The 12,842-nt window shown below is 39.6% G+C and carries 9 protein-coding genes and 4 tRNA genes; 8 read left to right on the top strand and 5 right to left on the bottom strand.

The window, feature by feature from the left end; translation table 11 throughout:
- Positions 1 to 2: 2 nt before the first annotated feature.
- Entirely contained in the window at positions 3 to 2,423 is a 2,421-nt protein-coding gene (rnr, locus tag ACLCEG_RS09605) for a ribonuclease R (RefSeq protein WP_410567320.1), read from the bottom strand.
- A gap of 260 nt (positions 2,424 to 2,683) precedes the next feature.
- On the opposite strand from rnr, the gene ACLCEG_RS09600 reads away from it, so the two are divergent.
- The 4 genes from ACLCEG_RS09600 to ACLCEG_RS09585 all read left to right on the top strand — a co-directional run bounded on the left by ACLCEG_RS09600 (position 2,684) and on the right by ACLCEG_RS09585 (position 3,677).
- Positions 2,684 to 2,774: transfer RNA gene (locus ACLCEG_RS09600), tRNA-Ser, on the top strand.
- 10 nt (positions 2,775 to 2,784) lie between these two features.
- A tRNA-Arg gene (locus ACLCEG_RS09595) sits at positions 2,785 to 2,861 on the top strand.
- A 39-nt stretch (positions 2,862 to 2,900) separates the two neighbouring features.
- A tRNA-Arg gene (locus ACLCEG_RS09590) sits at positions 2,901 to 2,977 on the top strand.
- Between the two features lie 106 nt (positions 2,978 to 3,083).
- Positions 3,084 to 3,677 (top strand): HAD-IB family hydrolase, encoded by a 594-nt coding sequence (locus ACLCEG_RS09585; protein WP_100193374.1) that lies wholly within the window; start codon positions 3,084 to 3,086, stop codon positions 3,675 to 3,677.
- A gap of 68 nt (positions 3,678 to 3,745) precedes the next feature.
- Here ACLCEG_RS09585 and ACLCEG_RS09580 read toward each other — a convergent pair whose 3' ends face one another.
- Positions 3,746 to 6,553 (bottom strand): beta strand repeat-containing protein, encoded by a 2,808-nt coding sequence (locus ACLCEG_RS09580; RefSeq protein ID WP_410567318.1) that lies wholly within the window; start codon positions 6,551 to 6,553, stop codon positions 3,746 to 3,748.
- A 592-nt stretch (positions 6,554 to 7,145) separates the two neighbouring features.
- Between ACLCEG_RS09580 and ACLCEG_RS09575 the strand changes: the two genes are divergently transcribed.
- Positions 7,146 to 7,222 (top strand) — tRNA-Arg (locus ACLCEG_RS09575).
- Between the two features lie 113 nt (positions 7,223 to 7,335).
- Here ACLCEG_RS09575 and ACLCEG_RS09570 read toward each other — a convergent pair.
- Positions 7,336 to 8,028 carry a nitroreductase family protein gene (locus ACLCEG_RS09570; protein ID WP_410567316.1) on the bottom strand — a complete coding sequence of 231 codons (693 nt, stop codon included), beginning with the start codon at positions 8,026 to 8,028 and terminating at the stop codon, positions 7,336 to 7,338.
- A 224-nt stretch (positions 8,029 to 8,252) separates the two neighbouring features.
- Between ACLCEG_RS09570 and ACLCEG_RS09565 the strand changes: the two genes are divergently transcribed.
- Complete coding sequence (locus ACLCEG_RS09565; protein ID WP_004705413.1) at positions 8,253 to 8,750, top strand: YcxB family protein; 498 nt, start codon at positions 8,253 to 8,255, stop codon at positions 8,748 to 8,750.
- A 41-nt stretch (positions 8,751 to 8,791) separates the two neighbouring features.
- Entirely contained in the window at positions 8,792 to 9,433 is a 642-nt protein-coding gene (locus ACLCEG_RS09560; protein ID WP_019456549.1) for a fumarylacetoacetate hydrolase family protein, read from the top strand.
- A 75-nt stretch (positions 9,434 to 9,508) separates the two neighbouring features.
- On the opposite strand, the gene ACLCEG_RS09555 is transcribed toward ACLCEG_RS09560, so the two are convergent.
- The gene (locus tag ACLCEG_RS09555; RefSeq protein WP_039251743.1) at positions 9,509 to 10,303 is read right to left on the bottom strand and encodes an AraC family transcriptional regulator; all 795 of its coding nucleotides are present in this window, start codon (positions 10,301 to 10,303) and stop codon (positions 9,509 to 9,511) included.
- A gap of 105 nt (positions 10,304 to 10,408) precedes the next feature.
- On the opposite strand from ACLCEG_RS09555, the gene ACLCEG_RS09550 reads away from it, so the two are divergent.
- The gene (locus ACLCEG_RS09550; RefSeq protein WP_410567314.1) at positions 10,409 to 11,323 is read left to right on the top strand and encodes a DMT family transporter; all 915 of its coding nucleotides are present in this window, start codon (positions 10,409 to 10,411) and stop codon (positions 11,321 to 11,323) included.
- Positions 11,324 to 11,342: 19 nt separating this feature from the next.
- Here the strand turns inward: ACLCEG_RS09550 and ACLCEG_RS09545 are convergent, their stop codons facing one another.
- Positions 11,343 to 12,590, bottom strand: coding sequence for a YihY family inner membrane protein (locus tag ACLCEG_RS09545; RefSeq protein WP_004705421.1), 1,248 nt, complete (start codon positions 12,588 to 12,590; stop codon positions 11,343 to 11,345).
- Between the last annotated feature and the right edge of the window lie 252 nt (positions 12,591 to 12,842).

The following is a 12,842-nucleotide window of genomic DNA, read 5'->3' as shown; positions in this document are numbered from 1 at the left end:
AATTAGTCAGCCTTAGACTTGGCATTCGACTTTTTCTTTTTGGGTTTCGCTTTTTTCTTTACTTTTTCTGGCTTGGCTTCTGTTTTTGTAGAGGTTTTTTTGCCAGACTTTTTACTATATGAACTAGGTTTACCTTTTTCCTTCTTTTTACGGACAGGTTTTTCACCATCATTCGAAGGAGTAGATGGTTTGCCAAAAACTTCTTCAGTTGCTTGTGCCGCTGTTCTGGTTGTGCGTGGGGCACGACTGCGAACTACTCGTCCAGCATGTGTCACTTGCTGAATAAGTTGGAAATCGATCTTACGTTCTTCTAGATTTACACCAGCAACCTGAATTTTAACTTCATCGCCTAAACCGAAAACCTGACCACGATTTTGTCCAATAAGGTTTTGACTCGCTTGATCATAAATAAAGAAATCATCGCCGAGTTGGCTAATATGAATCATGCCATCAACATAGAGATCTTTAAGAGTAACAAATAGTCCAAATTCAGTGACAGCACTTACAATACCAATAAACTCATCACCTAAGTGCTGTTGCATATAGTGGCACTTTAACCAAGTCGTCACACTACGAGATGCTTCATCAGCACGACGCTCGGTTTGAGAGAAATGTTCACCAGCATCATCTAAAGCCGCACCAGAGAGCGGATAAGGCTTTTGTTTAAGATGCGCTTTAATGGCACGATGTAACAATAAATCTGGGTAGCGGCGAATTGGTGAAGTGAAGTGTGTATAAGCTTCATAAGCTAAACCATAGTGACCGGCATTTTTTGCACCATAGTAAGCTTGCATCATTGAGCGTAATAACACTGCATGAATGCTTGGCGCATCAATGCGGTCTTTAGTTGCCTCAATAACTTTTTGATAATCTGCTTGAGTTGGTTGGTCGGGGAACGGTAAGCCAAGAAGTTTTACAAAGTCTTTTACTTTCTGAATACGTGAGAACTCAGGCGCTTCGTGTACGCGATATAACATTGGAATATCATGTTCTAATGCATATTCAGCCGCAGCCACGTTAGCAAGCAACATACATTCTTCAATCAGTTTGTGTGCTTCATTACGTGTACGTGGCAAAATTTCTTTAATTCCGCCCAGCTCATCAAAAGTCATGTACGTTTCAATGGTTTCAAACTCCATTGCATGACGATCAGCACGTAAATTTTTCAAAATCTGATAAAGCTGGAAAAGCGTATTTAGCGATTTGTGAATATCACGATCTTTTGGAATTGCGTCAGTTGCACCGTCAAAGTATTGCGCTACCTGTGTATAGGTCAAACGCGCTTTTGAATGCATTACCGATGGATAAAACTCATAACCCGTTACACGACCAGTACGGGAGAGTTTCAGGTCACAAACCATACATAAGCGATCTACATGCGGGTTAAGTGAACATAATCCGTTTGATAATGCTTCTGGTAGCATTGGTAATACAAAATGAGGGAAGTAAACCGAAGTACCACGTTCTTCCGCTTCCTCATTAAGAGCTGAATCTAAGCGCACATAATGGCTCACATCGGCAATTGCAACTACAACGCGATAACCCCCACCTGGACGTTTTTCTGCATACACGGCATCATCGAAATCTCGTGCGTCTTCACCATCGATTGTGACAAGCGCTAAATCTCTTAAATCAACTCGACCTTCACGGTCTTGTGCAGAAGGTTCTTTAAAACTTTCAGCTTCTTTTATAACTTCATCTGGAAATTCGTAAGGTAAGCCAAACTCAAGAATGGTCTGCGGGATAATAATTTCGGTATCCGCTTTATCTGCCATAGATTGAATAATATGCGCTGTTGCAAACTCTTCACGGGTTGGGTAGGTATCTATAGCAATACGAAGCATGTCGCCAACATTTGCGTTGGCATGTGCAACTAATTCTTTTTCTAATGGAATCGGTTGGTGCTGATTTGGATTATTAGGTTGAATAAAGTATTCACCGTCGTGTATAGACAATTTACCAATTAACTGTTTTACACGGTGCTGTAGAACCTCGGTAATGAAACCCCACGGTTTACCTTTACGGTCTACTGATGTCTGTCGAACTCGAACCCGATCACCGTTAAAGACTAAGCGTAATTCACGTTCAGGAAGTAAAAGGTCATTTTGGCCGTCAATATGAGCGGTACCTAAACCTTTACTATTAATATAGACAGTCGCTTCATAAGTGGGTTGGTCTGCCACCAACTGAAACTTAAACCCGTCTTTCATGATTTGACCATCACGAACCATTGCACTTAAGCGATGACTAAGAGCTTCGATACTTTTCTGGTCTTGAATATGAAAATGGTCAACAAGTTCTGCATGGGATTGTGGTGTCTGCAATTGCTCCAATGTATCTAAAATAAGAGTACGGCTTGGAATCGGATTGTCATAACGTTCAGCTTCAGCTTTCGCTTCGGGGTCAGCCCAGTTTTTTGTCATGTCTTTTGGTTTCACGCTTGGCAGATAAGTTTAGCATAAGTCATGCAGACCCGAACTGCACGTTTAGGTTTGCAATAATGTGTATGCACTACTGTATTTTAATGAAGAAATAATATCTATCTTAACAAGCGTTTGATCGAAAAAGATGAAAATAATAAGGAAATTGCTTAAAAAATAATTCATTGAACTAAAAAACAAGAAAATTTCACTATGATGACTTGAACAATAGGGTTTTAGTTTGTATTATGGCGGCTCGTTCCGGTGAGGTGGATGAGTGGCTGAAATCACTTCCCTGCTAAGGAAGCATACCTATTACTGGTATCGAGGGTTCGAATCCCTCTCTCACCGCCATTTACTTAATGCGCTCATAGCTCAGCTGGATAGAGCACTTGGCTACGAACTAAGGGGTCGGGAGTTCGAATCTCTCTGAGCGCACCAAGTAAAATAGAACGAATCGCTGAAAGGCACACAAGTTACGCGCTCATAGCTCAGCTGGATAGAGCACTTGGCTACGAACTAAGGGGTCGGGAGTTCGAATCTCTCTGAGCGCACCAACTTGAAGAATTAACCGCTTTTATAGCGGTTTTTTTGTGTCTGCTATTTAGTAATTTTTAAAAATTTAAATTTATAACTTTTTAATTATATTAGAGATAATCATAAATGAATCTGGCTTTATTTGATTTTGACGGCACGATAACCCATAACGATACTTTTAGTTTGTTCCTTAAATTTTCTTTGAGCAGGAAAACTCAAATACTTGGTGGTATTCGACTTGCACCTTATATTGCGGGCTATAAGTTTGGCTGGGTAACGGATAGAACTATACGGACCAAGCTCTGTCAGGTAGGATATGTTGGCTATAATGCCGATTCTCTGAAACATATAGGACAAGAGTTTGCTAACAAAGTAATTCCTACCTGTATTCGTGAAAATGCACTAGAACGTATTCTCTGGCATAAACAGCAAGGGGATCAGGTTGTTGTTGTATCTGCTTCGTTAGGGGTTTATTTAGAAAGTTGGTGTCAGTCATTAAACTTAGATGTTATTTGTAATCAACTTGAGATACATAATGGTGTCTTGACTGGTCATTTTATTAATGGTGATTGTGGTTATTTAGAAAAAGTAAATAGAATAAAAAATAAATATGATTTAACCAAATATTCTACTATTTATGCTTATGGTGATACTCCTAATGATTATCCGATGTTAGGGTTAGCGCATAAGAAATATTATAAATGGCAGGAAATGAATTAATATTAATTAATATTTAAAAATATATACAAAAATAAAGCCACTATAAATAGTGGCTTTATTTAATTTTATTAAAGAGTGTGTGAAGAGCTATCTAAGAAATTATCAGTAAGTAATGATTGAGGAACTAAAGTATGAACCGTATTTGTTACGCTTGATACTGTAGAAGTTACTCCTCCTAAGTTACCTGTTAATCCACCTAATAGCCCAGAAATAACATCTGAGCTACCTGTGCCAGTTACACCACCAGTTAAGCTACCCACGATATCTGTTACGATGCCAATAGGATTGCTGCCAGCTGTACCACCAGTTACGCCACCAATGATATCGGTAACTGTACCAAGTGCATTGCCACCAGTTAAACCACCAAGAAGATCAGTAACTACACCGAGTGGATTATCGCCACCAACACCACCAGTTACGCCACCAATAGCGCCAGTCGCACCACCAAGAATGTCAGTTAAAATACCAGTCGCAGTTGTACCATTTGTAATGAGTGTGTTGACAATACCAGTTGCATGATCAGTTGCACCTTGGATATTACCGCCCACTAAATCAGATACAACCTCAAGCGCACCATTCACTGTATCGTGAGACGTTTCAAAAGTTAAAGTGCCAAGATGAGCAACATCGGTAACAGGGTGTTCCGTTTGAGGAAGCACACCAACTACAGTGTCTGCAACAGTATTAATTGCTGTATTAATAATACCAGTTTTTAAAGTTTCCACGCCCTGAAGAACATCGATACCACTTTGGACCACATCAACTACTGGAGATATAGGAGATGTGCCGCCACCAATAACACCGCCAAGAATGTCAGTAACAGTACCAAGTGGATTGCCGCCAGTAACACCACCAGTCAAGCCGCCGATAGTGCCAGTCACACCGCCAAGGATGTCAGTAACAGTACCAAGCGGGTTGCCGCCAGTTACACCACCAGTCAAGCCGCCGATAGTGCCAGTCACACCACCAAGGATGTCAGTAATAGTACCAAGTGGATTGCCGCCAGTAACACCACCAGTCAAGCCGCCGATAGTGCCAGTCACACCGCCAAGGATGTCAGTAACAGTACCAAGTGGATTGCCGCCAGTAACACCACCAGTCAAGCCGCCGATAGTGCCAGTCACACCGCCAAGGATGTCGGTAACAGTACCAAGCGGGTTGCCGCCAGTAACACCACCAGTCAAGCCGCCGATAGTGCCAGTCACACCACCAAGAATGTCAGTTAAAATGCCTGTTGCAGTTGAACCGTTATTAACAAGTGTCCCAAGAATACCTGTTGCAGATTGAGTAGCTCCTTGAATGTCGCCACCTACTAAATTAGATACTGTTTCTAATGCGCCATTGACTGTATCGCGAGAGGTTTCGAAAGTTAGAGTGCCAAGATGAGCAATATCGGTAACAGGATGTTCCGTTTGAGGGAGTACGCCAACTACAGTGCCAGCAACAGTATTAATTGCTGTATTAATAATACCAGTTTTTAAGCTTTCAACGCCTTGAAGAATATCAATGCCGCCTTGAACCACATCAACTACTGGAGAAATAGGAGATGTGCCACCACCAATCAGGCCGCCGATAGTGCCAGTTACACCGCCAAGGATATCAGTTACTGCACCGACTGGATTGCCGCCAGTGACACCGCCAGTTAAACCACCAGTCAGGCCGCCGATAGTGCCAGTTACACCGCCAAGGATGTCAGTTACTGCACCGACTGGATTGCCACCAGTCACGCCGCCAGTTAAACCACCAATCAGGCCGCCGATAGTGCCAGTTACACCGTCAAGGATGTCAGTTACTGCACCGACTGGATTGCCACCAGTCACGCCGCCAGTTAAACCACCAGTCAAGCCACCGATAGTGCCAGTCACACCGCCAAGGATGTCAGTTACTGCACCGACTGGATTGCCACCAGTCACGCCGCCAGTTAAACCACCAGTTAAACCACCGATAGTGCCAGTCACACTGCCAAGGATATCAGTTACTGCACCGACTGGATTGCCGCCAGTGACACCGCCAGTTAAACCACCGATAGTGCCAGTCACACCGCCAAGGATGTCAGTTACTGCACCGACTGGATTACCACCAGTGACACCGCCAGTTAAACCACCAGTCAGACCGCCGATAGTGCCAGTTACACCGCCAAGGATGTCAGTTACTGCACCGACTGGATTGCCACCAGTCACGCCGCCATTTAAACCACCAGTCAGACCGCCGATAGTGCCAGTTACACCGCCAAGGATGTCAGTTACTGCACCGACTGGATTGCCACCAGTCACGCCGCCAGTCAAGCCACCGATAGTGCCAGTCACACCGCCAAGGATATCAGTTACTGTACCGACTGGATTACCGCCAGTGACACCGCCAGTCAAGCCACCGATAGTGCCAGTCACACCGCCAAGGATGTCAGTTACTGCACCGACTGGATTGCCGCCAGTGACACCGCCAGTTAAACCACCAGTCAGGCCGCCGATAGTGCCAGTCACACCGCCAAGGATATCAGTTACTGCACCGACTGGATTGCCGCCAGTGACACCACCAGTCAGGCCGCCGATAGTGCCAGTCACACCGCCAAGGATGTCAGTTACTGTACCAACTGGATTGCCGCTAGTAGCGCCACCAGTTACACCACCAACAGCACCTGTTACGGTACCGACTACACCAGAAACTAAGCCTGTTGTGTGAGAAACGGTATTGGTTACAGTTGAAACAACATTAGAAAGTAAGCCTGATGTTGAAACATTTCCAGTAGCAATATTTATATCAGAAACGTTTACGTTAACAGAGGAACCTGTATTTACAATTGGGGTTACCGATATAATATTACCCAAGTCTTGGGTAACTTTTGATATCGAAGTTACTAGATTTTTTAATAAGAACATGATGGTCTATTTCCTGTGTATTTATGTATTTTTAAGTAAGTATTTATTTATTACGTTAGGCAATTATTGAGATATGCTTCTCAATAATTAAAAATTAGTATTGGGTACATCTCAAAAAGTGTCAATGCATATTTCTACTCAAATAATTTGATACTTATAATGTTTTGACAATTAGATATTCACTTTGATTTAGACATAAAAATAATAATTTTTTTTATAATATATGGTTTGAAGATCAATGTATTTTTTCCTCTTTTTTTGATTATTTTTTATAAATATTAAAGCTAAATAAATTAGCTAATAAAAATATTTATGGACAGATAGAAATATTTTATTTATATAATCCTGACTAAAAAACTATACTTTTATTTTTACTCATTTGGCCAAAATGCCCAAATTGGGGTGTAGCCGTAAAGAACTTTAATTGAAAAAAAATATTTCAAACCGATTTCATAGCTAAGCAGACTACATTCCTGAGCGAGATCATACCTTTGTATTTTCTAATGGCTAAGAACTAGACGTTCGATGACAAAAAGATGAAAAATGTCTTTCTAAAATAGAAAAACTGCGTATAATGCCCTCCATCAAGTACGCGCTCATAGCTCAGCTGGATAGAGCACTTGGCTACGAACTAAGGGGTCGGGAGTTCGAATCTCTCTGAGCGCACCACTTGAAGAATTAACCGCTATTTATAGCGGTTTTTTTGTGCCTATTTTTTATAGTTTTATTAAAAAAGCTGGTGCTCATGGCAACCAGCTCTAAACGATAGTACAAAATATTGATTAGCCAAATGTTTTAAAGCGGCTTGAATCATCAATAAAGGCTTTTTCTCCAGCATTTCCTTCAATAGAACCAAAAACTAACTGAGCTCTTAGCTTCCATTCAGCTGGGATATTGAAAGCAGTATTAATTTTCTCATCAATAATTGGGTTGTAGTGTTGCAATGAAGCGCCAATACTTTTTTCAGCTAATACATTCCAAACTGCAAATTGAGCAATTGCTGTTGAGTGCTCAGACCAGATTGGAAAATTATCAGCATAAGCTTCAAACTGTTCTTGTAAGCCTTTAACCACGTTCTGATCTTCATAAAACAAAACTGTGCCTGCACCAGCGGCAAAACTTTGAATTTTTTGTTCTGTTCCAGATACAGCTTCAGCTGGGATAATACTTTTTAAAACTTCTAGAACAGTATCCCAGAATTTTTGATGTGATTGTCCAAATAAAATAACAGCGCGAGATGATTGAGAGTTAAATGCAGAAGGACTATGTCTGATTGCTTCTTGAATTAATTTTTCAATTTCGTCGTTGGTTTGGCTTAAGTTATTTCCAATAGCATAAATAGAGCGGCGGTTCCTAATGAGTTCTAAGAAAGAAACTGCATTTGATGGCTCTAGTTCTTGAGTGGCTTTAACAGCCACATCTTCTTGAGTTGCCGATTTTTGATTTAAGCCAAATAGTTTTGCAAAGAAAGACATGACGAATTCCACTAAAAGAGACAATAGAAGCATTCTATAAATTTAAGAATATGAAATAAGCCTTATAAATATGAATCTATGTTCTATATATGAAACGAGTAAGCCGCTTGCACAACTGAAAGTCTTATAAGTTGAGCAAAAATAAAAAATCACTTTTGATTCATTTTAAAGCGTAGATGAATATGCTCTAATAGTTTCGATTTATTCAATATTGACACATTGTGATGACCGAGCAAAAAAGCGCTTTATCTTTACGTTATTATTTAAATTTAGAAGAGTCTCAAGACGGGTTTGGCTTGGTGACGTTCGGAAAGAAGCAATTCAGCCGTTTTTTAACCCCTGTTATTAGTGTTGCAATCATTATTTGGGGGCTTTATTTAGGTTTCTCAGGTGTTGGTCGTTACTATGTTGCCTTAGGTGTTTTTTTCCTAATTATGCAAGGTTTAATGCGCTATTGGCTTTTACCAATGATGTTTAAACGCCAATTTGTACGTTATCAATTTGGTAAGAGTGAGCAGGGAATCGATTTATATCAGGATTATTTTGAACTTTATGCTGCGGGCCGTAAACAAGTTGTACAGTATGGTGACGTACAAACTTTTGCCATAGGTAAATTGACTTATATGCTTGAGCTAAAAAATAAGACGGTCATTATTGTACCTAAACGTGCTTTTGCTCAAGCTTCAGATCAAACCGTATTTGAAAATACATTTAAGAAATAAGTTATTGGAATTATTAGTCGCAACAATATAAAGGAAGCCCCATGAATACACGTCCTTCAAAAATCGTTTGCGTAGGCAGAAGTTATGCCGATCATGTAAAAGAGCTGAACAATGCAATGCCGGGACGACCAGTATTGTTTATCAAACCGCCAAGTAGTTTGATTGGTTTAGATGAAGGTATTTCGTGGAATCCATCTTGGGGTAGTTGCCATTTCGAATGCGAATTTGTTTTACGTATTGATAAGCCACTAAAAGGCGAAACTGATCCGCAAAAAGTATTGCAAGCTATTGGTGCGGTAACTTTAGGGTTAGATTTAACTTTGCGTGATATGCAAAATGAATTGAAGGATAAAGGCCAGCCTTGGGAAAGAGCAAAAGCATTTGATGGTTCATGTGTACTTGCGGACTGGGTCGATGTGAGTGAAATTACCAATTGGGAAGAGACTAAATTTACTTTCCATATAAATGATGAATTACGTCAAGATGGTAATACAGCCTTGCTTATGTTTAACATTGCTTACTTATTGGTTGATATAAATCAGGTGTTTTCACTTGAACCGGGCGATGTCATTATGACAGGTACGCCAGCAGGTGTAGGGCCATTGAATGCTGGCGATCAGTTAAAAATGACTTTGAAAGGTGCTACTCAAGATTTTGTTTGGGAAACTTTTGTTAAAGCATAATTTGATTTAGGACATTAAGTTTTGAACCCTATTATTGAACTGATAATAGGGTTTTTTATTGCACTCGACATTAAGTTATTGGTAGAGCTTTCGGAACTGGTCTGGGGTAAATCCCATCCAGCGTTTAAACATATAAATAAATGCTGATGCACTGGCATAACCTAAATCAAAAGCGATGCTTTCAATTGTTTTCCCTTGATTGAGCATAGTCATCGCTTTCATAACTTTTAATCTTTGTCTCCATTCATGTAAAGACATGCCTAACTCTTTTTGACTGTAACGAGCCAAAGTCCTTTCAGTCATATTTATACGTTCAGCGAGTTCTTGCAAAGTACTGTTATCGGCAGGGTTATGGTGTAAATAATTTAAAACTTTTGCTAAGGCTGGATGATGTGTTGTTGGTAAATAACTACCGACCAATTCAGCTTCTATGAGTTGATCTAATAGAACCTGAAGTAGACGTAAATATTCAACTTGAGTTTCATCCTGATGATATTGCCTTAAGTGGTCTAACAACGCAGGTACAAGCGGTGAAGTTAATAATATTCCTGCTTTCTGCGGTAACTTTTGGCACAGACTTTCATGAATATATAAGGTTGCATGGGTTACTTCATTGCGATTAATTCCGCTATGTTTGGTATAAGGTGGTAGCCAAATCCCGTAAGGTGGCGGCGTTAAATAGTTGATTTGATCAATATTAACTTCAAGTACACCACTAAAAGCATAAATAAATTCACCCCATGCATGTGCATGTTGAGGATAAACCGTTTCTGCTGGCGCATTTCGCACACGAAACCAGAGTAAATCAGGAATTGAGTTGTGAGCGGGAATTTCTAGAAAATCTTGCACACGTTGAGCTGATTTTTTCATCTATGAAAATTGCCTGAAAATGCAAATAGCTTGTCTGTTTTTCACTATATCATGCAAATACGACAGTTCTATAGTCTGATTTTTCGCTATAAATAAAGGTAACAAATGGACGAGCGCATAAATCTGGATACCAGAGCTTCGGCTTTAATGGTACTTTTATGTATGGTTTTAGGACTTCAACAAGTGGTTCTAAAAATAGCGGCTACAGATATTACGCCGATTATGCAAATTGCTTTACGTTCTGGATTATCTGCACTTTTAGTATTGCCTTTATTGTGGCGTGATAGTTCTATTCATCTGTTTTCTTATCAACAATGTAAAGCCGGTGCGCTTGTTGCTTTATTTTTTTCATTAGAGTTCTATTTCGTAACTCAAGCCTTAAAACTCACTTCGACTTCCCATACTGTAGTTTTACTCTATACCGCTCCAATTTTTGTCGCATTGGGACTTCATTGGAAATTTCCTACTGAACGCTTGAACCGAGCGCTGTGGGGAGGCATTACTTTGGCTTTTATGGGAATTATTATTACATTTTATCCGACAGCTACAACTCTAAATGGCGCAGCATTAGTGCAAGTTTTATTGGGTGATTTATATGCACTTATGGCGGGAATGGCTTGGGCATTAAGCACTATTATTGTTCGCTTATCTTCTTTGGCTCAAGCCCCAGCAACGCAAACCTTGTTTTATCAACTAACGGGTTGTTTTATTTTATTAATCTTAATCGCTTTTGCGACAGATCAAACCACAATTCATCTTACGAAATTGACATTTTTAAGTCTGAGCTTTCAAACATTGATTGTATCTTTTGCAAGTTTACTACTATGGTTTTGGCTATTAAGAAATTATTTAGCCTCACGTTTAGGCGTATTTTCCTTTCTGACGCCATTATTTGGTGTGCTTTTTAGTGTGTTGTTCTTAGATGAAAAATTAGAAATCAAATTTGTTGCTGGAAGTATTTTGGTTTTATCAGGAATCATTATTATGAGCTTAAAACAGGGCCAACCAAACAAAGGCTAAACCCTGTTGTTCATGTATATTATTTCTCTTCAAAAATCGTTGAAAGTGGAATAGAAAGTTTTGCAGCTAAATAGTCGTTTGATTCAACTAGTGCAGGGCCAATTCTTTCCATCCATTCGTCGTCGTCATGCACATTTAATACATCTAGACGTAGGGGAAGTGGATAAGGCAATGCAGTGAAGAAGCTCCAGAAGTCAACTTGAGATAAATTGCGAACTAAAACATATTCATCTTTATCTGTGCGTTTAACTAAATTTTGCTCTTCAAGTAAGACGACATAAGCGGGCCAACGACCAACCTCACCGCGGCCTAAAATACCTAATGCTTCTTTATCGCTTACACTTTCACCAAGTTTCTGCTTTTTATAAAAGAGTTCTAAAATATCGAGTAGCATGAGTACTGGATGTCTTTTTTGCTCTTTACCTGAGTGGAAAGCGGTAAGGGCAAAACTCACCTCGACCCCAAGCAAAACAATATTCCAAGATAAGAAAACCCATAGTAGGAAAATAGGTACTGCCGCAAATGCACCATATATGATTTCATAACTGGTGAAGTTGGACATTAAAAAGCCAAATAAGTTTTTGAGTATTTCAAATAATACAGCACTTAAACATGCTGCAATTGCTGCTGAAAATAACGGGACCGTGCGGTTGGGAATGGTCCAATATAAAATAAAGAATCCCAAAACAGTAAGAACAAAAGAAATGAGCCAAAGTAGAAAGGCGCCATCAAGTTGATAACCTGTAAAGTTATTACTTAATAAGTTCATTGATGCAACGGTTGATGAAATAACGAAAGCACTACCTAAGATAATAGGGCCAAGCGAAATAATGGTCCAGTAGCGCATAAAACCTACAATGCCACTACGAGTTTCTTTCACTCTCCATATCCGATTGAAGGCAGTTTCAATTGTTGTCAGCATTAAAACTGTCGTGACAAATAGGAACAGCACACCAATTACAGTTAAATTACTGGATTTTTCGGTAAATGCATTGAGTGCCTTATCAAATGCAATGGTACTTTTAGGTAAAAAGTTACTATAGATTAAGTGTTGTAACTGTTGTCTAGCAGGTTCTAACGCTTTAATTGAAGAAATAATAACTAAAAATACTGTTAGCATCGGCACAACAGCAAAAAGAGTTGTATAAGTGAGAGCGCCAGCTTGTTCCCGGCAGCGATCAGCTTCAAAACGCTTAATCACGAATAAAATAAATTGAAACCAGGTCTTGTTATAAAAAGGAAGTCTCTTCAAAAAACGTTCTAACATGCGTCATCTATCCCGATTTTTTTAATCATGATGTGGGTGATTGATATTCACCAGTGTCTTCGGTTGAGAACACTATCGTTGATATGGGTAAACTTTAACTTAAAGAATAAAAAGTATTCTGAAAGTTCCGTATGTATCATCGTAACAAAACATCGTAAAAAGCTTTTACCGATATTTGTTACTGTTGCCCTTAAAAATCAATCACCTCTAAAATTTCATAGAATTGGCTTCGCCAAAAAAATAAAAAATACC

Source organism: Acinetobacter sp. H1(2024), from assembly GCF_046557555.1.
Classification (GTDB): Bacteria; Pseudomonadota; Gammaproteobacteria; order Pseudomonadales; family Moraxellaceae; genus Acinetobacter; species Acinetobacter seifertii.
The sequence above is the reverse complement of the archived record's forward strand: the minus strand, read 5'-3'. Positions and strand labels throughout refer to the sequence as shown.